Source organism: Chryseobacterium paridis, from assembly GCF_016595215.1.
In the GTDB taxonomy this organism is placed as follows: Bacteria; Bacteroidota; Bacteroidia; order Flavobacteriales; family Weeksellaceae; genus Chryseobacterium; species Chryseobacterium paridis.
The window spans coordinates 2556545-2578225 of sequence record NZ_JAENHK010000010.1 but is presented as its reverse complement, the minus strand read 5'-3'; the positions used below and the strand labels follow the sequence as shown (position 1 = coordinate 2578225).

At 35.5% G+C, this 21681-nt stretch carries 13 protein-coding genes; 5 read left to right on the top strand and 8 right to left on the bottom strand.

The features are described 5' to 3' along the window. Window positions 1–37: 37 nt before the first annotated feature. The 6 genes from JHL15_RS21085 to JHL15_RS21060 form a co-directional block, all read right to left on the bottom strand. Window positions 38–616 (bottom strand): hypothetical protein, encoded by a 579-nt coding sequence (locus JHL15_RS21085; protein ID WP_200249107.1) that lies wholly within the window; start codon window positions 614–616, stop codon window positions 38–40. 284 nt (window positions 617–900) lie between these two features. Beyond that, window positions 901–3249, bottom strand: coding sequence for a phosphocholine-specific phospholipase C (locus tag JHL15_RS21080; protein WP_200249105.1), 2349 nt, complete (start codon window positions 3247–3249; stop codon window positions 901–903). Window positions 3250–3328: 79 nt separating this feature from the next. Next, window positions 3329–4807 carry a SusD/RagB family nutrient-binding outer membrane lipoprotein gene (locus JHL15_RS21075; RefSeq protein WP_200249103.1) on the bottom strand — a complete coding sequence of 493 codons (1479 nt, stop codon included), beginning with the start codon at window positions 4805–4807 and terminating at the stop codon, window positions 3329–3331. Window positions 4808–4828: 21 nt separating this feature from the next. After that, a complete protein-coding gene (locus tag JHL15_RS21070) occupies window positions 4829–8005 on the bottom strand; it encodes a SusC/RagA family TonB-linked outer membrane protein (RefSeq protein ID WP_200249100.1) in 3177 nt (1058 codons plus the stop codon). 187 nt (window positions 8006–8192) lie between these two features. Next, window positions 8193–9734, bottom strand: a complete 1542-nt coding sequence (locus tag JHL15_RS21065) for a BamA/TamA family outer membrane protein (RefSeq protein ID WP_234047822.1) — start codon at window positions 9732–9734, stop codon at window positions 8193–8195. A gap of 237 nt (window positions 9735–9971) precedes the next feature. Beyond that, window positions 9972–10760: an SDR family oxidoreductase gene (locus JHL15_RS21060; protein WP_200249097.1), complete on the bottom strand. Its 789-nt coding sequence runs from the start codon at window positions 10758–10760 to the stop codon at window positions 9972–9974. Window positions 10761–11180: 420 nt separating this feature from the next. Here JHL15_RS21060 and JHL15_RS21055 point away from each other — a divergent pair, with 420 nt between their 5' ends. The 3 genes from JHL15_RS21055 (at window position 11181) to JHL15_RS21045 (ending at window position 17586) form a co-directional block, all read left to right on the top strand. Further along, complete coding sequence (locus JHL15_RS21055) at window positions 11181–14069, top strand: SusC/RagA family TonB-linked outer membrane protein (RefSeq protein ID WP_200249096.1); 2889 nt, start codon at window positions 11181–11183, stop codon at window positions 14067–14069. 25 nt (window positions 14070–14094) lie between these two features. After that, window positions 14095–15603, top strand: a complete 1509-nt coding sequence (locus JHL15_RS21050) for a RagB/SusD family nutrient uptake outer membrane protein (RefSeq protein ID WP_200249093.1) — start codon at window positions 14095–14097, stop codon at window positions 15601–15603. A gap of 156 nt (window positions 15604–15759) precedes the next feature. Continuing rightward, window positions 15760–17586 (top strand): alkaline phosphatase, encoded by a 1827-nt coding sequence (locus JHL15_RS21045; RefSeq protein WP_200249090.1) that lies wholly within the window; start codon window positions 15760–15762, stop codon window positions 17584–17586. Between the two features lie 109 nt (window positions 17587–17695). Here JHL15_RS21045 and JHL15_RS21040 read toward each other — a convergent pair whose 3' ends face one another. After that, window positions 17696–18697 carry a phosphatidylinositol-specific phospholipase C gene (locus JHL15_RS21040; RefSeq protein ID WP_234047821.1) on the bottom strand — a complete coding sequence of 334 codons (1002 nt, stop codon included), beginning with the start codon at window positions 18695–18697 and terminating at the stop codon, window positions 17696–17698. A 192-nt stretch (window positions 18698–18889) separates the two neighbouring features. Here JHL15_RS21040 and JHL15_RS21035 point away from each other — a divergent pair, with 192 nt between their 5' ends. Together JHL15_RS21035 and JHL15_RS21030 are read left to right on the top strand one after the other, a co-directional pair. Beyond that, window positions 18890–19477, top strand: coding sequence for a Crp/Fnr family transcriptional regulator (locus JHL15_RS21035; protein ID WP_200249088.1), 588 nt, complete (start codon window positions 18890–18892; stop codon window positions 19475–19477). Between the two features lie 95 nt (window positions 19478–19572). Beyond that, window positions 19573–20313: an SDR family oxidoreductase gene (locus JHL15_RS21030; RefSeq protein ID WP_200249086.1), complete on the top strand. Its 741-nt coding sequence runs from the start codon at window positions 19573–19575 to the stop codon at window positions 20311–20313. 129 nt (window positions 20314–20442) lie between these two features. Here JHL15_RS21030 and JHL15_RS21025 read toward each other — a convergent pair whose 3' ends face one another. Further along, a complete protein-coding gene (locus JHL15_RS21025; protein ID WP_200249084.1) occupies window positions 20443–21660 on the bottom strand; it encodes a 3-phosphoshikimate 1-carboxyvinyltransferase in 1218 nt (405 codons plus the stop codon). Window positions 21661–21681: the final 21 nt, after the last annotated feature.

The following is a 21681-nucleotide window of genomic DNA, read 5'->3' as shown; positions in this document are numbered from 1 at the left end:
GCTATTTCTTCTTACTTACATATGTATTCTTCAGATGTTAGTTGTCTGAAATAGTGTACGTAACTGTAGCAACTGTAGTAGCAGTTGCCTGAAGGTCTGCGTAAGCAGCAACTCCCCCAGGACCACTTCCTGCAGCTAATGCATAGGTTAGGTTGTGACCATTATTGGCACCATTTCCTGTGTAAGCACTACCAATTCCTGAAATGATCGTCTGATCAGCTGCACTTAACGTTAATTGAGCCGATGGGGTTCCTAATGTTCCCGCACCTGAGCCTGTTGCTGCAGCAGCGGTTACATGGATGTCAATTCCTGGAATAAGGGCATTTAGCTTTACAGAAACATTACGGGTTGGATCTGCTACTGATTTAATAGAAGAATAATTCAACCAAAGTGTAGTATTAGAGGCGGCAGCAATGATAGGCTGACCAGCTTCTGTTGGAGCAGTAAAGCCTAAAGTAATGTTTTTGGTAGCTGCCGGTTCAATATCTACAAGAGCTACTTCCGGAATGGAAATCGTGATGGTGTGATTGTCTGTGTTTGTATCCTGTGCATTTACGGTAGCTGAAATAGCCAATGCAATTAGAGATAGAGACAATGGTAGTTTGAATTTTTTCATGGTTAGTTAGTTCTGGTTAATTTCGAAGTGAAGTTAATAAAATTAAGGTAAAGTAAGAAGCTTTTTATTTTTTTTATGACTTATTAACTCCCTTTCTCAAAAGTGAATTATATTTTGATTTTTTATCACAACGTATAGATATACTATTTTTGTTGCATCAAGAATGATGCCCAAAGTATAAATAATACCCGAAGAAAACGTTAATATTACCAGATGGTTACACGAAAAAGCCCTGCGTTATTTGTGCAAGGCTTTAAAAATGTATTATAAATAATTTCTTTCTGTTATGTCCAGTGCGGATCTGAAATGGAGGTTTTCCCTGTTTCTATTCTTCCGGAAAAATGCCACATGTGATCATTTTCGCTTATTTTTAAATCATACCATCCTTTATACTTTTTCAGATTGATGGATAGCTTTTCTTCACCTTTATTTAAGGTGATCTTTCTTTGATTTTTCTCATATAGATCTTCTAAAATCACAGAAATATTTTCTTTTGTACTTTTTTTGAAAATCAAATGAACTTCATTGTTCAGAGTATCATTTATTAATTGTACTTCAATTTCGGGTTTTTGATTTCCTTTAAACTTTCTGAAAAAACCATTAGGACCAAAAACCTCATAATCATACTTATCAAAAGTTACAGCATGTGACAACTCCTGCTTTGAGTATAGGGCATAGGAAAAGTAATAGTCTTCATTTTCGAGCCTTGTTCTGTCGTAAATTAATAATGGAACTCCTGCTTCTTTAAGATTGACCATTTTAATATGGGTACCTTCAAGATTCACCAGGTAGTTATAAGGTAATGCATTAGAAGGTTTTAGTCCTCTTTCCTGAATTTCTAACAACTGATCATTAAGTTCATTTTCTGAATACCATTTCAAATTCGGAACAGGTTTGTTTTTTGCAGCATTAATGGTTTTTGCATATTCTTTTTGGTTTAAGTAATCCATTTGAGGAGCCTTACTGGTGGAAGAATTAAACGCAGAAGTCAAATCTCCGCAGATAGCACGTCTCCAATCACTGATGTTGCTAGTAGTTGCATCCTTATTGAATTTTTTCTTAATAAATTTTTCCAGAAATTGTAAAACCGAAGTATGATCAGAAACTTCAGAATTGACAAAGCCTCCTTTCGTCCATGGAGAAGCGATAATCATAGGAACTCTGTAACCAAGACCCACAGTTCCTTCTATGCGCTCATAGTCTTTTAACTTGCTGTCAGAAGACATGTATTCCTGATTTTTGTTGACGTATTCTACGCCTTCTTTTCCATTTATATCAACTGGTTGGCTTGGATTTAATGGCGGAGCAAAAGGCAGAACGTGGTCAAAATATCCATCATTTTCATCATAATTGATAATGAAAATGGTTTTTTTCCAGGTTTCAGGATCTTTTGTGAGAATATTTAAAACCTCAGAAATATACCATGCCCCATACCAGGGTGATCCCGGATGGTCTGAAAAATGTTCAGGAGCCACCAGCCAAGACACCAAAGGAAGCTTTTTTTCATCTACATCTTTACGGAACTGAAAGAGTACATCACCTTTTGGTACTACTAGTTTATCTCCGTGTTCATCATTTCCGATTTCTAAATTCCAATAATCAGGATCTTTAGAGTTCGTAGTAAATGCTTTCTCATGGAGATTCTTTTCTCTTTGGGATAATTTTGAATAATTATCTGGATGATACTTTACCAGGTCTTCCTGAAGTTCAACTATCAAGTTTTCTAATCTTTCTTTGTGATTAGGATTCTTTTCAATTTCCTGTTTCAGGTAAGCAATCACATTTGGGATATTTTGATAATATCCCTTTGAAAATTTGACATTATATGCGGAAAACCATTCTATAGGATTGTCTGTGAAATTGCTTAACCACGCTTCTTGCTCTCCAGACATTCCCTTCGGAAGGCTGATTTCATTTTGGTATATTTTCCATGAAACGTTTTGATCTTCTAATATTTCCGGAAAGCTTTTCCATCTTGCCTGATGGCTTTTATCATAATCAATATTTTCATTGTAGACATTGGCTTTTACTTTACCATTTTGTTGTTCTCTCAGAGTTCCGGACCAATGGAAAAGTCTGTTTGGTGTGGTACCTGTCAGAGAAGAGCAAAAGTATTGATCGAATATAGTAAAAGCATCCGCTAGTTGATAATAAAAAGGTAAATCTTCACGATTATAATATCCTAAAGTAAGAGGGATATTTTTATAATCCTTATTTCCCGATGCCTTTGATTGCAGCCACTGGTCATACTTTCCTTTATTAAAAGCCTTTTGTTGATCAGACCAAGAGTGGGGCAATGAACTCATCCAGGTAGATTTCGTATTTCTTAAATCTAACCGGGCAGGAGAAGCATATTTTCCATCATTGCCTTTCTGAAAGAATACAGAATGTCCATCCTGCTTTACGAAAGCTCTTTTATCGAGAAAACCTCTCACTCCCTTCATAGAACCAAAAGCGTGATCAAATGAACGGTTTTCCTGCATCAAAATTACCACATGTTCTGCATCATAAAATGTAGACAACGCTGCTGGTTCAATAGTCAGCGCTTTTAAGATTGAAGGATGCAAAACACTTGAAGTTCCCAAACCTGCCAATAGCAAGCTTGATTTCTGTAAAAATTCTTTTCTGTTCATATCGAATTATAATGAGAAAGAAATCGCAAGATAATAGTATTCCTGCGATTTCTTTTAACTAAATTAAAATGTTAGCGTTTTATTGTAACCACCAAGGTTTGGAGTTGATATTATCATTTCCTCCATATTGAGCAGCCAATGCTGCTTTAAGATTGGCGTTGTTATAGTTGTACTCCGATTGTGGATATCTGAATCTTAAAGGTGCAGAAACTCCGGTTTGTAGTGGATAATTAGGGAATCCTGTTCTCAAATAATCGTGATATGATGTCCATTGTGATTGATGGAACATGGTCATATATTTTTGAGTCATGATTTTATCCAGTTGAGTAGCTAATGGTGCAGAATTATCATATACAACTAAAGAAGTCGTTAAGTAATTATTCACATTAAATCCTGAGAAATAGAGATTTGGATTTTTAACATAAGTCTGATAAAAAGTAAAGCTCGCCTTGATCGCATTATCATAATGTGTTTTTGCAGATCCGGAGATCCATCCTCTTGCAGTAGCTTCAGCAAGAATAAATTCCAATTCTGAATAACTTAATACCGAAGAAGGCTCATTAGTTGGGTCTTTGTAAAAACGGTCATTGATTTTTGAAATGTTTTTTGCAGCAACCAATGCAGCATTGTCAGAATAAGGTGAAACCGGGTTTCCTCCATTGTATCCTGTAAAATCAGTAATAGGTTTTCCTGCTTCTTTTGCAGCAGTAGTTTGAGCAGCAAAAGTAAATAAACGTGGATCCTGTCTGTTTTTGAAAAGATTAATAAAATAATCTGCCATATACAAACTTGAACCATAACCACTGTTATTAAACATGGTGTATCTGCTATCCGCAGCATCTGCGAATTTAAGTTCTCCATTATCAGTAATCGAAGACATTAGTGGCTGGCTTCCGGCAACGGATGCAAATTCTGTGGCAATAGTATAATTTCCTACGGTTGTCTTTTTAGAAAGTGTAATTAAAATTTTAAGACGGAAAGAATTGATCAGTTTTTTCCATTTTGTAGCATCTCCATTATAAACGATGTCGCCCTCTATTTTATCATTGCTATTGATCAGATCATTTGCCTCTTTCAGCTCAGTTAAAATACCGGACATTACTGCTTCCTGACTATCATATTTAGGCTGGGTAATTCCAGATTCCCCTTTTACTGCTTCAGAATAAGGAATGCTTCCTGATTTTAAACTTAAATTGAAAAAGTAATAAGCTCTTAAAAACTTACCGATCGCTATATAATTTTTATTATTGATCCTTTCTGCTTCCTGCATCATTTTTACTGTATTCAAAAGACCTCCACTGTATGTTTCGAAAGAAGAATCATTCCATTTCATATATTGATATACATTTTCTCCATCTATCCCGATCATCATTCGTGATGCATACATATTATCTCCATTTACCTGGAATGCGGATTTTTCTACATAGGTTAAAAGAGATTTTGGATCAATGTTCGCCTTATCATTTGGGTTTTCGTTGATCTTGTCAAGATTGGTTTCACATGAAGTAACTGTGAACGCTCCTATAATAATAAATAATGATTTTATAATATTTTTCATGTTGACTGAAATGCTATTTAATTAAAACTTAAGATTAAATCCTATCCCAAACCATCTGCTTGATGGATCCTGAATGTCATTTCCAGATCCGATTTTTGTTTGATCCTTGTTGTCATTACCAACTCCTATTTTGAAATCAGGGTCAGAATATAAATTTTTAGACTTTTTCCACATGGCAAGATTATATCCTGAGATGTTGACTGTGAAATTCTTTACAAATCCTTTTGGATTAAGCAAATAGGAGAAGTCATATTCTAAAATTACAGATCTCAGTTTTACAAAAGTTCGGTCGAATACGTTGGCAAATTCTTCACTTTCATCCTGAGTTACCCTTGCCTGGTAAGGATAGTTTTGGGCCCAATCCTGAAAACTGATGGGTTTTGTGTGTGGAGTATATGTTCCTGTAGCGGGATTGTAGTTAACACCATCAGGAACAAAGTAATAAGTTCCAGGATTAGCATATTCCTGATCTCTGTAAGCTACAGAATTAGGATGTTTTCCACCCCACCACATTTTCTCCACAACCTGAGATCTCATTACTCCACCAATACTTCCGTCAATACCAATATTTAAAGTGAATTTTTTGTATTTGAATGAGTTGTTAAATCCAAAGGTCCAGTCAGGATTGAAATGTCCTAAATTAGTAGGAGTTGTCGCTCTGGTTGGCATTCCCGTTTGTGCATTTAAAATCACTTTTCCTTCCGGTGATTTTTGCCACGTATAATCGTAATAGCTATCCATCCTTTCTCCTAATTGAATATTTCTGTAGTTAGACATATTATCATAGATAGAAGTCAGTTTTTGTTCATAAGTACTCCAGTTGATCAAAGATTTCCACGTGAAATCTTTTGTTCTAACAGGAACCAATCCTAAAGAGATTTCAAGACCTTTAGTAGTATATTCATTTCCATTTACATACTGAGATTTAAAACCTGAAGACTCTGCACTTGGAAACTGGAGAATATTATTATAGTCCAAAGTTCTGAAATAGGTGGCATCTAATGTCACTCTGTTATTGAACAAACCTGCACTTAATCCTAATTCATAAGACTTGGTCTGCTCTGGCTTTAGAGAGTTCTCATAATTTAAAGTTGTTGGATAATAGTTGGTTGGATTTCCATTAAAAGTTATTCCATCATTATTCATATAATAATTTCTGATAGAGTAAGGTTGGAAGTCGTAAGCAACTTTAGCCCAAGATGCAGATAGTTTCAATAAGTTAATAGATTCGGGCATCTTAACAAGGTTTGATATCACTGCACTTAATGAAGCTGATGGATAGAAATAAGATCTATTGGCTTTTGGCAAAGTTGAAGACCAGTCATTACGTCCTGAAACGTTAATGAAAAAAGCATTGTATAAACCAATATCTATGGTACCATAGGTACTGTAGATTAATTTTTCTTTAAGGTAATCAAAGTATTTTACGGCTCCTACAGAGTTGTCTAAGTTGTATTGTTCAGGAATTTTCAAACCATCAGTTGAAGCATTATCTACATTATTTTTGTAGTAGAATGTAGAGGCTCCGGCGTTAATAGCAATATCAAAATTTTCAGAAAACTTTTTCTTGTAACTCGCTAATACATCAGAGTTAAGATTCCATGTTTTCGTATCATTCAAAAGATATCCACCACTTCTAGGTGCACTATAATTAAAATAAGAATAAGGGCTTAAGATCTCTTGTTTGTTGTGGTTTTCAACAATGGATATTTTACCTTTAATAGAGAAATCTTTCGTTGCCTTATATTCTAGTCCTGTTTGAGCATTGATGATATCTGTTCTGTTTTGGTTTTTATAATAATTCGCCCCAAACCAAGGGTTGTTGTACCATGCATAATTCCAGTTAGCCTGTGTTCTTCCTTCCTGACCGGGAACCCACATATGATTTTTTAAATCTCTTCCGTTTACATCACCTCCCATCCAGATAAGAATCGTGTACATATGTCCACTTGGATTATAATCGTAATTAGGAATATTAGGAGTAAAAGTTTGGTTGAAGTTGAACTTTGTATCAAATATTAATTTATCAGTCAGGTGATTCTCTGAAGAGAAATTAATTCCGTAACGTCTTAGGTATGCTTCAGGAACCCTGTCATCATAATTCATGAAATTCCCGGAAAGCCTATAGGTATCTTTATTGTTTTTATAACTAACAGAAAAGCTATTGTTATTGATAACCGCAGGCTTTAAGAAAGTATTTAAGTTATCATGATATTCCCAATCAATAGGAACTCTTTCATATCTTGATTTGTCATTGTATGGACTTCCTGCAACGGTTCCATACCACGGGATAACCTGCCCCGTTGTTTTATCTCTGATCGGGCTGTTCCATTGAGCTATTTTTAATCCAGGGACAAACTTTGGCCCCCAGATCATGTCACCATCATTTACCCCTCCATCTGCACCATCCCAGAATTCATATTTTCCATGGGAACCATTTCCGTATTGGGTTTGTGTTTTTGGTAAATTGGTGAAACCTGCAGTAATCATTGTGTTTTGAGAAAACTCTACAGTGAACCCCTTCTTTTTTGCACTTTTTGTGGTAATTAAAACAGCACCATATCGTCCTCTTGAACCATATAAGGCAGAAGCAGTCGCTCCTTTTAATACGTTGATATTATCAATATTATTAGGATCTAAATTCTGGAAGATCTCTTTTTCTACAATTACACCATCTATTACAAAGACCAGATTGGAATTACCTCTTAATGTAAATTCCGGTGCCTGTTGCATTCCCGTAGGGTTTGAAATATTTAATCCGGCAACTTGCCCTGAAAATAAATTTCCAATGCTTGGAGTAGTAATAGATTCAAATTGTTTTGTACCCACTTCTTGAGTAGAATATCCGATTTTTTCTTTCTTTTTAGCAATACCTAAAGCAGTAATAACTACTCCTTCGATCTGTTTTTCATTTACTTTTTTTAAAACAATAGAATATTGTCTTCTGGAAGAAACTTCTATACTATAAGAAGAATAATCAGGAGAGAAAAATTCAAGAATGTCTTTAGGATTTGCACTGATGGTAAAATTACCATTTTCGTCGGTTGTGGCAGATTTTCCGGTATTTTTATCGGTGACATTTACACCTGAAACACCATTGCCGTTTTCGGATTTTACATTTCCGGAAATGTTAATTTCCTGTGCAGTTAGATATAGGGGGAGCAAAAAAATTGCAAAAGTAGCTAAAGTCTTCTTCATTTTTTTGAGGACAAATTTAGCTCCACACTGTTACCTATATTTTAATGATATATTAATATAAAAATATCATTTACCAATTTATCTTAAGAAAAGTTAATATAATTATAAAATGTAAAAGACTGTATAACTCACTTTTTTTACTTTATTTTAAATGGTGAATTCCTTCTAAAATAAAGGCAGTGTGGGGCTAAAACCTGCTCAGGATACCCCAGTGAATTTTGATATCGTTGAACTTGAATGGATTTCCGAATTCATTACCATTCGAAATCTGGAAGCTCATCAACCCAATTGGAATAAAGAAATTGAACCCGAGCCCGACGCTGTAGAGCTTGGGCCTTACGTTCAATGATTTATTGTTGAGCTGTCCGTATTGACCAAAGAAATCAAAAAACGCCTGATTTCCTATCAGGTAGCGGTATTCCAGACCAGCGTAGTAGTAATAGTCGGCAGCAAGGGACTTTTCATTGAAACCCCGCATGGAATTCCATCCCCCAAAACGGTACAATTCGTTCGCGGAAAATTCAATTTTCGAATCCATCATCGCGCCTTCTCCTTTTATATTGAGAAAATGATTGCCGGAGATATGATAATTATGCTCCCCAAAGAAATAGAACTGATTTTGATTCGCTTTAATATTATCCTTCGTATAGGTTGTACTGAGGAAATCATATCCTGCGTTTATTCTTGTTTTATAAAGGAAAAGATCAATATCTGTAGGCTCGGTCATTTCAAGCCAGACTCCAATTCCTTTTTTATTATAATCTTTCCCCTGGACATATAAAGTATCAATGATACTGGATGACTCAAAAGTTCCTCTCAGACCTACTTTGTATCTGTTATTGATATGATAGTAAAGGGCGGGAAGTAGTTTTACATTGGCAAATGTAGAATCCTGTCTGAAGATGTTAACTTTCATATTTAAACCTACATTAGATTTAAAAAGATAAGGTATATCAGTCTGTAGATCGAATGTCTGTCCTTTGTCAGGGTTTCGTTGCCAGTATAAATTGATGGTCTCAAAACCATTAAACATATTTTTGAAGTTCACATTCAATGTTCCATTTAAGGTAAACTTATCTGTTTTATCATTCCCAAAACCAATAACCCCATCAAAGGTATTCGTCTTTTTCTTTTCCATGAAAAGGTATATCTGGGTAGAATCTTTGGTAAATAAGGTTTGAGGAGGCCGTTCTAAAGAAATAAAAGGATGGCTTTGAAAATTTTTATTAATAGCGATCAAATTTTTATCATCGTAGGTTTTTCCTTTAAAATCTTTTTCAAGATTTTTTATAAATCGCTTAGGAACCTTTTCATATCCTTTCACGACAAAACCATTGATGGTTCTTTTATCGTTCTTATTGATTTCAAGCTCTACGATTGGATAACCATCTTTTTGTCCTTTGTATTTAGATTTGATCCTGCTAAATGAGTAACCATCATCAATGTATTTTTTATTGATATTCTTTTTTGTTGAATCTAAATTTTTAGTGAAGAATTCTTTTTTGATCTTTAGTTTTCCAACAATAGAATCAGAGAGGTTAACATAAGTTTCATTGAAGTTTTTGCCCTTGTCATAAATGATTTCCGTACTGTCTCCTTTTATTTTTACCTCCTTTAGCTCCGTGAAGAAATAATTACTTTGAGCTAAAGAATCCAGAAACTTCACCGCAGAAGCAGAATCTTTTACTTTTTTTGTCTGCTTGGTTTGTACATCAGTAAGCCAATACATCTTTTTTTGCGCCTGAATAAAAACGCAAAACAACACAAAGAATATTTTTAGAAATAACTTCAATACTTCATTTATTTAAACCATTAAGGATCTTTTAAGATTTTAAGTTGAATTAAGATTGATCATTCTGATTTTTTAAGTTAGAGCTAAAAGCAACACAGTGCTTAATAATCTTAACAACTTACTAAATCTTAATGGTTTAATATTATAATTTAAATTTTTTTTAAATAACTAAAACTAATCCAGTTTATTGTATTTCTTCATTAAATTCTCATAAGTTCCCTGAGGAAGGATCCATTTCAATGGAACTCCGATTTTTTGACCAAATTTTCCAAAATAATAATGAGCTTTCCATTTGTTCTTAGCCAAAAGTGCTTCAATATATTCTGCAACCTCTAACGGTTCCGTTCCATCACCGACATGAGAGTTCATTAATGCATATACCTTGTCAAAGACATTTTTATAAGGTTCGGAAACTTTTGTTCTTACCCTGTTTTCTGCAATATTGGTTTTGATATCCCCTAAGTGAAGAGAACATACGTCGATATTCCAAGGATACACTTCATAACGCATTGCCTCGGTTACTTTGTCTAAAGCAGATTTTGAAGCGGAGTAAAATCCTCGGAACGGGAGTCCCATTTCACTTCCAATGCTTGAAATATTAATGATTTTTCCGAATCTATGCTCACGCATTGTAGGCATTACAGCGCTCATCATTTGAACAGAACCTACCAGATTCAGATTGAATAGTTTCAAAATATCTTCCTTCGAAGAATCCTCTACAGAACCTACCATTCCCATCCCTGCATTGTTGATAAGAACATCAATTTTTGTTTCTGTTTGTAAGACTTCGGTGATCGCATGCTGAACAGCATTGTTATCAGTGACATCGGTGGGTATAGATTTGAAATATTGACTTTCGGTATGTTTTCTACTTAACCCATATACTTTATGGCCCTTCTTTCCAAAATATTCTGCTAAAACAAAACCTATTCCTGATGAAGTTCCGGTGATGATGATGGTCATTTATTTTTATTACTTTTTAGAATTGTTTTTATTTTCCTGCTTTTGATTAATTTTTATGTAGTTTTTTAAAACCACAATGTTTAATTTCTTATCTGCGGTCAGTGGAAATTGATTTTCAGCAAATGTAAAAAAAGAATAATGAACTCTATAACTTATTCTATGTGAAAATATAATCTTAAAGATATATTGTCATGTACCCTTATTTTTTATCATTATTATTAAACTTAAAATAAAGTTAATCTTAATCATGTAGGGAATATGATAAGAATGATTATTTTATTATTATCTATTTGATATTTAAGGTTTTATGCGATGTTTTTGAAAGCCATAATTACTATTTCTTAATGAAAATATAAAAAAATGTTAACGACCCTACCGATCAGGCTGGTCTAATTTTGCATCCGAAATCAAAAACATGCAATGACTGTATTGAAAACCCCTGTCTCGGCGGCCTATTTAACAGGCCGGGGACTATTAATTGGTGCTCTGTGTATATCACCGGTATTGTTGTCTCAGAAAAAAGACAGCTTAAAAGAAAAATCTATAGATGAGGTTGTGGTTGTAGGATACGGAACGCAGAAAAAGAGTAAAGTATCGGGTGCCGTTTCTGAAGCTTCATTAGACAAACTTAGTTCAAGATCGTTGTCCGGAATTGGTGAAGTACTCCAGGGAAAAGTTCCCGGAGTTACTGTGGTAAACGAAGGGGGAGATCCTAATGGTTCTCCGAAAGTGAATATTCGTGGTTTAGGTGGAGTTAATGGAGAGACCCCTCTTTATGTAGTAGATGGCGTAGTTTTCAACGGAACACCTTCTATTAACCCTAATGATATTCAGGATATATCAGTACTTAAAGATGCTTCCGCGGCAATTTATGGAGCAAGATCTTCGGGAGGAGTAATTCTAATTACCACCAAGAGAGGGAAGAAAGGAGCTCTTACTGTAGATTTTGATGTTAAATATGGGATTAACAAAGCCTGGAAATTGAAAGAATCTTTAAATGCAGCTGAGTTTCAGGATGTAATGCGTCAGGCTTTTGAAAATGCAGGTAAACTCAACAATCTGCCTCTGGCTTTTAATGCTGAACAATATCCTGATGGAAGAATTACCAGAACAGATTGGATGAAGGAAATCTTCAGGACAGGAACTATTCAGGAGTATAATCTCAATTTAAGTGGGGGAAGCGAAAAATCCAGATTTTTTGTTGGAATGAACCACAGAAACCTGGAAGGAATATTATTAAATACACAGGCAAAACGATATAATTTCAGAGTCAATTCAGAGCACAAGGTAAAGGATTGGTTAACAATCGGAGAGAATATGTATTACAATTACTCTGATGGAAACACTGCAGATACGAAAAGTGGTTATACAGGAGCTTTAGTGGCAGCGATGTATTATCCACCAAACGTTCCGGTGTATGCTCCTAACGGAGCTTTTTCCGGATTACCTATTGATGTAGCAGGAGGTTACGGAGATATGATCAACCCTGTTGCTTATCTTCAAAGGATCAGTATCAGAAATCCTACACATGAAATTCTCATTAATCCTTATGCTGAGATTACTTTAGCTAAAAATCTTAAATTCAGATCGAATTTCTCTCAGACATTCAAGCTGGGAACGGTTAAGAATTTTACATACAGAGTTCTGGAAGTCGGAAAGATTTTCGATACCAACAATCTTGAGTATCAATCAAACAACTCATCCACAGCTCTTGCGGAGCAGCTTCTTACCTATAAAATAGCTCTGAACAAACATAATTTTGATTTTCTGGGAGGTTTTACTTTTCAAAAAACAATAGATGAAGGGTTTGTAGCTAAAGGTTATGACTTCAGAAGTGAGGCAGAAGTCTTTCAACATCTCCAAAATGCAGCAGATACCAATAAAGATATTTCCAGCTATAAATTTAAGCAAGCATTGGTTTCCTATTTAGGAAGAATCAATTACGATTACGCAGGGAAATACATGATCAGTTTATTAGGAAGAAGAGATGGAACTTCGTTGGTCGCAAAACAAAACCAGTTTGCTAATTATTATGCAGTTTCTGGTGCTTGGTTAATATCACGGGAAACTTTTATGAATGATGTTTCTTGGCTTTCAAATTTAAAATTGCGTGGAAGTTATGGTATTTTAGGAAATCTTGGAGGGATCTCATCTCAAGCGGTCAATCCATTAATGATAAGATATAACAATGTAATATTTGGACAGGATCCTTCCCAGAATATTGCTTATTATGCAACTACCCGCCCTAATTCGAATTTGAAGTGGGGAAAATCAGAGCAGACCAACTTTGGTTTGGATGCTTCATTCCTGCATAATAGTCTTTCCTTACAGTTTGATTACTTTATTAAAAATTCGAGAGATCAGATTTTCAATTCAAGCCTTACCAGTACAACAGGATATGTAGATGAATATATTAATGCCGGATTGTTTCAGGATAAAGGTTTTGAATTAGGGATTAATTATAATAGTAAAAATACAGGAGATTTTACCTATTCAATAGGAGCAACACTTGGTCAACTAAAAAATACGGTTAAACAATTAGCTGGTGTTAATGAGATTTTTATCAATAGTAATGGCGTAAGAGGTGTATTGAAGCCGACCCGAATCAGAGTAGGAGAGTCATTATATTCTTATTACGGATATAAGACAGGTGGAATTTTCCAGTCGCAGGAAGAGATTAACAATTACAAGGATGCTAATGGAAATCTTATACAACCCAATGCTAAACCTGGTGATATCAAATTCCTGAAAAAAGATGGAAATACAGGAACACTAAACAATGATGATTTTGTCAACCTTGGAAACCCATACCCTAAATTTACTTACGGATTATCTTATAATATGACCTGGAAAAACTTTGATCTCAATGTTTTCTTCCAGGGAGTATATGGAAATAAAATATTCAATGGATTGAAGTTCATTTCATTAAATCCAGGAGGTACAGGACAGAACTATAATATGGATAAAGAGATTCTCAATGCTTGGACTCCACAAAATACCAATACGGATATTCCGAGACTTGTACAGGGAGATCCAAGTGGCAACTATTCAAAAGTATCAGATTTCTATGTTGAAAATGGTTCTTATCTAAGATTGAAAAACCTTACCATCGGTTATTCTTTACCAAAAGAATTGTACGGGAAGCTTGATGTAACCAAGCTGAGAATCTATGTAACAACAAACAATTTGTTTACCATCACTAAATATACTGGTTTTGATCCTGAAGTGGGAATGGATACGTATGGTGTGGATACCGGAAGATATCCACAGGCACGCTCATTTATTTTTGGGGTAGAAATAGGATTGTAATTTTTAACAATTAAAAAGTAAAAAGATGAAATTTTTCAAAAGAATATTTTGGGTATCAGGGATCGCGGTAATGCTTTCTTCTTGTACTAGCGAATTAGATGTTCAACCAGAAGGTACTCCTACGGAAGCAAGCTTCTGGAAAACAGAAAATGATCTGATAACAGGAGCTAACGCCATGTATAGACCTTTATCTGATAGTGAATTTTATGGAAGAGGTTTTTTTTGGTTCATCAATGCCAGTGATGACATGGTGACGGGAAGAGCAAAAAGCGAGGCTGATAATGCAAAGAATTTTAGCAGTAATTATATTGCAGCTGGAGATTTGGAAACACAGTGGAATAAAAGATACATGGTGATTGGGGTTGCTAATCGTGTAATCCGTAATATCGATAATATTCAGACGTCGGCAGCTGTTAAAAACAAGTATTTAGGAGAGGCTTTGTTTATGAGCAGCAGAATGTATTTCGAACTGGCTTATAATTATGGAAATGAAAAAGCCGGAGTTCCTATTGTGGATCGGACAAAAGAAGCAGATCCCAATCCTATTCCAAGAGCAGCAAATGTAATGGATAATTACAATTATATTGTTGCTGATCTGAAGAGAGCTGCAGAATTACTTCCAGCACAGGAACAACTTCTTGCGAAAGATTATGGAAGACCTCATAAAGCTGCTGCATGGGCGCTTCTTGCTAAAGTCTATCTCTTTATGAAAGACTGGCAAAATGCTGCATTTTGGGCTAATGAAGTGATGACAAAAGGAAACAGAACGTTGCTGACAAATTATGCAGATGTTTTCAAAGCCGAAAATAATTACAGTTCAGAATATATATGGTCTATCCCAAGTACACCTAAATTTAATTCAGTAGGAAGTATTCTTCCAGGCGTTATGCTTGAGAACAAAGGTTGGGGATTATATAATGGATGGGGATATTTCCAGCCAACCAAAGAATTATATGATGAATATGAAACAGGAGATAATAGAAGAGGTGCAACAATTCTGAAGCTGGGAGATCAGTTTACTTTTAATGGAAACCCAAGAACATACGCTTCTACCAATTCTCTTACAGGATATCAGTTTAATAAATATATGGATGCATTTAAGTATGCATTAAACAGTGGGCATGTGAGTGCGAACGGGGATTATCCGTGTACAGATCTTGCTGTTCCTATAATGCGTTATGCTGAGGTAATTCTGATCAAAGCAGAAGCGAAAATTATGATGGGACAGAATGCTGATATTGAAATCAACATGATCAGAAATCGTGCTGGATTAGCATCAAAGAATGGATGTACGCTTGCTGACCTGAAACATGAAAGACGTTGCGAGTTGGCAGGAGAATGGGCGGACAGACATAGAGATCTTGTACGTTGGGGAGATGCTCAGGCTACTTATGCCCAACCTTTACATGGTATTAGTGGTCAGGTAGTTTGGGCTGCCAGAAATTTCAATCCTTCAGTACATAATGTATGGGCAGTTCCGCAGGTTGAAATTGTTAATAGTCATGGTATTATTAAACAAAATCAAGGATGGTAAAATTGGGGGGAGGGGTTTGAGATTCGGGATGCGAGAGTGGGGTTAAATTGTTAGGACATTTTTCCTTTGTAGAACTGATCAACACTTATCTGAGCCCACGAATTTACAATTTAACGAATCCGCGATTTAGCCCTTTCGCCTTTAAAATAAGATATTATGAAACAGATAAAAATAGGGGTCTTACTGGCCATGGCCATTTTTTCACAAAATCAGGCACAGAATTATTTACAATATAATGTAAGCAATGCACATTCGCATAATGACTATGAACAGGAAATACCTTTCTGGCAAGCCTATTATGCCAATTTTGGATCTATTGAGGCAGATGTTTTCCTTGTCAATGGGAAGCTGTGGGTCGCTCATACAGAAAAAGAATTATCACCGGACAGAACATTGGAAAGTCTCTATCTGGATAATATTTCGAAACAAATTAAACTGAATAAAGGAAATATTTATCAGGATCCCAATAAAAAACTTCAACTGCTTATTGATGTTAAGCAGGATTATAAAACAACCTTAGATGCGTTAGTCAGTACATTAAAAAATTATCCGGAGATTACAAACAATCAGGGAATTAGAATTGTAATTACAGGTGGACGGCCTCTTCCTGGTGATTTTAAAAATTATCCTACTTATCTTTATTTTGATGGTGATTTGGATAAAAAATATACATCCGATGAGTTAAAAAGAGTTGGGTTATTTAGTGCAGATCTACAAGGTCTCGTAAAATGGAATGGAAAAGGAATTCCAAGAGATGAAGAAACTGACAGAATAAAAAAAGCTGTGGCAACTGCACATGCACAACAAAAGCCGGTACGTTTCTATGGAGCTCCTGATTTTCCTAATGCATGGGTGAATTTTATAGATCTCGGAGTGGATTATATCAATACCGATCACATTCCTGATCTCAAAAAGTTTCTGAATACCATTCCAAAAAACTTCTATAAAAATACAAAAGAGTACAGCACATACACTCCTACATATAATACAGATGGAATCGTTAAAAATGTCAAAAATGTAATTCTTCTGATCCCGGATGGAACTTCTTTACCTCAATATTATGCAGCTTTTACAGCAAACAAAGGAAAGCTGAATGTGTTCAATATGAAAGCCACTGGATTGTCCAAGACCAATTCATCCAATGCTTATATTACAGATTCTGCTCCTGGCTCCACGGCATTTGCTACAGGCGTGAAGACGAAAAATACCTTTGTTGGTGTTGATGAGATGGGAAAAGCAATTGCACAAATTCCGGATATTATCGAAGGTCAGGGAATGACTTCAGGATTGATTTCCACAGGAGATGTTACTGATGCTACACCTGCAGATTTTTATGCCCATTCAGATAACAGAAATAGCTCAGAGCCCATTCTGAAAGACTTTATAAGTTCCAAAACTAAAATTCTGATCGGAGGGCCTACCAATGGCTTGACTCCGGAAAATCTCCAGAAAATTAAAGAAGCAAAAATAGATACTTATCAGGATCTGAAATCAGTAAAAAAAATCAATAACCGTACATTGATTATTGATCCATTAGCTTCACAAAGAATAACCAATGGAAGAGGAAACTGGTTAGCTGATGCTTTTGATCTTACCCTCAATGATTTAAAAGAAAATAAAAAAGGGTTCTTTATGATGGTAGAGGCATCTCAAACTGATGGGGGAGGACATAGTAATAATCTTGAACAACTTGTTACCGAACTGTTGGATTTCGACCATGTTGTAGGAAAAGCAATGAAATTTGCGGATGAAAATAAAGAAACATTGGTTATTGTTCTGGGAGATCACGAAACCGGAGGTCTGACACTTCTTGACGGAAGCCTTAAAGATGGATGGGTATTCGGAAACTTTAGCACAAATGACCATACATCCATTCCATCCAGTGTATTTGCATATGGTCCTCATTCTAAAGAATTTACAGGATTGTTTGAAAATACCGAGATATTCAATAAAATTCTTCGTGCTTACGGAATAAAGAAATAGATCTTATCTAAGGTTTAAAAAAATAGATTGTTCTTTTAAAGAAAAGTAGCCCTTATCTGTTAAGGGCTACTTTTTTATGTGATTAAGATTTTATCTTTGAACCAATAACCTAGTTGAAATTAGTTTTAATAATCAGTTCTGATAATTCAGCACTGATGAAATCTATAGGCATTATCCCATAAGACCCTTGTGGACTGCTTTGAAATAAAGTTTTAAGTTTAGGATTGATATTGTTGGATACGGTAGGAATACTTGGAATTCCAAATATTAAAGGTTTATAACCGCTTGTGAAATTAATGAAAAGTTTACCGCTGGTATCGGCTTTTGCTTCATTGTATAATGCTGAAATTTTTGACCATTTATCATCATTATTACCTACCTGATAATAATCCTGAACTTTTAAAGAGGCAGCAGAATTATTGATCTCGAAAGTAGTATTATCTGCCCAGGAAGTTGCATCGATTCCTTTTGATGTTCCGGCAGAAAACCTTCTTAGTAATTTGATTTTACCTCTGATAGATCCCAGATTAGAAATGTTAACCCCTAAGTCCCATCTCGATGGATTCTTCTGGATATAAGAATCAAATGTTTGTTCAAAGGTCCTTGTCGTATTGGATGCATTATATTCTTCCTTTACAGACATAATGATCGTTTCTGTAGGATGGTTGTCTAAAAATGTATAACATGCATTCAGGACATCATCAAAATTCAGATTCTGATAAATAGCACCATGGTGAATGGCAAATGAATTATCAATATGTCTGCAACGAACATCCAGAAAACGGACACCAGCATTAAGTTGCTCACTGATGGTAAGGTTTTGGGTTTTTGCAGTACCACTGTTTGCAGGAACTTCCCTCATCGCTCCCGAATCATGAGTACCAGGAATAGAAATTTTGGAAATAGAAGTATTATCTTGTAATCCGGACATCCAGTTACCGATCCCGATAGTGGCCAGAGAAGCTTTGCTGGCGTTCTTTTCATTAACGCTCATACTCTTATCTTCAGAGTCCATAGCGGTTACACTTTCTGAACATGAAGAAAGCATGGTGGATGTAGTAGTAATGCTAAAAAAGAGAATCGTCAGATATCTCATGTTAGGTTTGAACATAGTTTAAAGTATTTTATTTAAACTTAAAAATACTCATATCTCTTTTATTGGGGAGTTAATTGAATTTTAATATATAATTAAGTTATAGACTTGTGTTTTTTGAAAAAGGAGAGCGTTAATATACAAGGAATGACTTTAAAATTGATTGATGCAGGTGATATTGAAAAATGCATAAATTTGTAGTTTAGTGCTATGGAAGACCTTTCGCCTTTTTTCGAGAATATAAAACGTAAAATCCACCTTTCAACTGAAAATATGGAACGGCTTACTGCCGCATTCCAGGTGGTCAAGATCAAAAGAAAACAAATGATCATTCAGCCTGGCTTTGTCGCCAAATATAGGATTTATGTTTTGAAAGGGGCTTTCCATTCTTATGTGATAGATGATAAAGGCAATGAACACACCATACAGTTTGCGGTTGAAGACTGGTGGCTATCAGATTATAATAGTTATATTCATCAGGTACCCGCCACACAATTTGTAGAAGCCTTAGAAAATAGTATCATTCTTCAAATCGATCATCAGGCGGAGCAGAAACTCAAAGATGCTAATTGGGAATTGGCTACGCTTTTTCGATTGATGGCTGAAAAGTCAACGGCTTACCTTGCACGACGGATCGTATCAAATTTGACTCAAAGTGCTGAAGAGCGATATAATGATTTTGCTGCCACTTATCCAAAGGTAGTGCAACGCCTTCCACAATATGCACTTGCCTCTTATCTTAATATGACACGTGAGTTTTTGTCGAAGATCCGTAACGACAAGGTTCGGAAAAAGTGAACCACTTCACATGTTTTTCATATAATAGTTCATCGTTTTCGGGGTACTATTCTTCTCAACTTTGTGGTCTAAATTTAATGTTTATGTCACAAAAAATGAAGAATAAGGTAGCTGTGGTTACCGGAGGTAGCAGCGGTATTGGTTTAGCCATCGCTAAGCGTTTTGCAGAGGAGGGCGCTCAAGTCGCTATTACGGGTCGCAATCAAAAATCTATTGATCAGGCTGTCGCTGAGATTGGTTCTAACAGTTTAGGTATCCAGGGAGATGTTTCTAAACTGAATGATCTTACCCGAATCTATCAAACGGTAGCGGACCATTTTGGTAAGATAGATACGTTGATCGTCAATGCGGGGGTTTATGTTTTAGCACCATTGGCAGATTTTACTGAGGAACAGTTTGACCAGGTTAGCAATATCAATTTCAAAGGAGCTTTCTTTTCAGTACAAAAAGCCTTGCCTGTATTAAGTGATGGAGCGTCGATAGTATTAGTTTCCTCTACTGTCAATGGAAAGGGAATTCCTAACCATGCAGCTTATTCAGCAACAAAGGCTGCTGTACGTTCATTGGCCAGAAGTTTTTCTGCCGAACTGCTTGATCGTAAAATACGTGTTAATACTTTAAGCCCCGGACCTGTGGATACGCCTGTGTTTGCATCGGTTACCGACAGTGCAGAAGGTGCTTTAGCAATGAAGGAAGCAATGGGAAATTTCACACCAGTTAAACGTGTGGCTATGCCAGAGGAATTGGCATCTGCAGCACTTTATTTGGCTTCGGATGACTCAAGTTTTATGCTGGGTGCCGAATTATTACTGGATGGAGGTTTAAAGGATCTTTAATGAGCCTTGTTTCGTAAGACCGATAGATGAAACCTGATGGATAGCATTATTTACTACCCATTGGGTTTTATATAAAAAATAACAATCTCATTAAGAGATCGTTATTTTTTATTTAGAAAAATTGTTGCATTAGGAAATTAAGATGCTGGAAAGATCTTTCCAGAACATAGGATAAGATTTTTCAACCACATCCTCTTCTTCTATATTAATTTCTTTGATCAGACAGAATGGAGCAAAACTCATTGCCATTCTATGATCCTGATATGTTCTGATAGAAATATTTTCCTCAGGTTCTCCAAAGCTGACAGACTTGATCGTCAAATCCGTAATCTCAGTTTCAGTTCCTATTTTTTTCAGTTCATTATATAAAGCCTGCAGTCTGTCTGTTTCTTTTACCCTTAAAGTTCCGAGTCCAGAAATATCGAATGGGATTTTTAATGCTGCTGCTGTTACACAAAGCGTCTGTGCAATATCAGGACAATCATTCATATCCAATTCAATTTTTTCCGGAAATGAAAAATCAGGATCTGGTTGTAAAGTAATTTTATGCTCATCTTCGAAAAAGGTCGTTGTAATTCCAAAGAACTTTTCATAAATCTTTGCTATAGCAGAATCTCCCTGTGTAGATTGCTTATAGAAGCTTTTCAAATGAATGGTTTCTCTTCCCAATGCACAAATAGAGTAGAAGTAAGATGCAGAGCTCCAGTCACTCTCCACTTCATAATGAATTACAGAAGATGGATTTGTAAAAGGTTCTACTTTAATAATGTTTCCATTAAAAGAGGCTTTGATTCCAAACTTTGTAATAATGTCCAAAGTCATTTCGATGTACGATCTTGATGTAATATCTCCAACAAGATTGATCTCCAGACCATTTTCCAGTTTCCCTGCAATAAGTAGCAAAGACGTAATAAATTGACTTGAAATATTGGCTGGAACATTCACGGTAGATTGTGTGATTTTCTTTCCTTTAATTTGTAAAGGTGGAAAACCCTCATTTTCCATATATTCAATATCAGCTCCAAGATCACGTAAAGCATTAACCAGATTCTTAATCGGTCTTTCTTTCATTCTGCCTGAGCCGGTAAGGATTGTATCTCTACCTTCAAAAATTGAAAAATAGGATGTCAGGAAACGCATCGCTGTTCCTGCATGGTGAATATCTACCACCTCAGAATTCTCCGACAAAGCTTTGGTAAGCATTTCCGTATCCTGAGAGTTCGATAAATTTCCGATTTTTATATTACTAAACAAACTTTCCAAAATCAACAAACGATTCGAAATACTTTTCGAACCGCTGATTTGTATCGTTTTATCTCCTGCTAATTTAGATTTTTCTAACTTCATTATTTCTTAAGGTTATAGGTA

Bases quoted from the DNA above. Each gene is read 5' to 3' on its own strand.
- JHL15_RS21060 (WP_200249097.1), bottom strand. From the start codon at position 10,760: ATGACCATCATCATCACCGGAACTTCATCAGGAATAGGTTTTGTTTTA.
- JHL15_RS21050 (WP_200249093.1), top strand. From the start codon at position 14,095: ATGAAATTTTTCAAAAGAATATTTTGGGTATCAGGGATCGCGGTAATG.
- JHL15_RS21075 (WP_200249103.1), bottom strand. From the start codon at position 4,807: ATGAAAAATATTATAAAATCATTATTTATTATTATAGGAGCGTTCACA.
- JHL15_RS21035 (WP_200249088.1), top strand. From the start codon at position 18,890: ATGGAAGACCTTTCGCCTTTTTTCGAGAATATAAAACGTAAAATCCAC.
- JHL15_RS21025 (WP_200249084.1), bottom strand. From the start codon at position 21,660: ATGAAGTTAGAAAAATCTAAATTAGCAGGAGATAAAACGATACAAATC.
- JHL15_RS21070 (WP_200249100.1), bottom strand. From the start codon at position 8,005: ATGAAGAAGACTTTAGCTACTTTTGCAATTTTTTTGCTCCCCCTATAT.
- JHL15_RS21065 (WP_234047822.1), bottom strand. From the start codon at position 9,734: ATGTATTGGCTTACTGATGTACAAACCAAGCAGACAAAAAAAGTAAAA.
- JHL15_RS21055 (WP_200249096.1), top strand. From the start codon at position 11,181: ATGACTGTATTGAAAACCCCTGTCTCGGCGGCCTATTTAACAGGCCGG.
- JHL15_RS21045 (WP_200249090.1), top strand. From the start codon at position 15,760: ATGAAACAGATAAAAATAGGGGTCTTACTGGCCATGGCCATTTTTTCA.
- JHL15_RS21040 (WP_234047821.1), bottom strand. From the start codon at position 18,697: ATGTTCAAACCTAACATGAGATATCTGACGATTCTCTTTTTTAGCATT.
- JHL15_RS21080 (WP_200249105.1), bottom strand. From the start codon at position 3,249: ATGAACAGAAAAGAATTTTTACAGAAATCAAGCTTGCTATTGGCAGGT.
- JHL15_RS21030 (WP_200249086.1), top strand. From the start codon at position 19,573: ATGAAGAATAAGGTAGCTGTGGTTACCGGAGGTAGCAGCGGTATTGGT.
- JHL15_RS21085 (WP_200249107.1), bottom strand. From the start codon at position 616: ATGAAAAAATTCAAACTACCATTGTCTCTATCTCTAATTGCATTGGCT.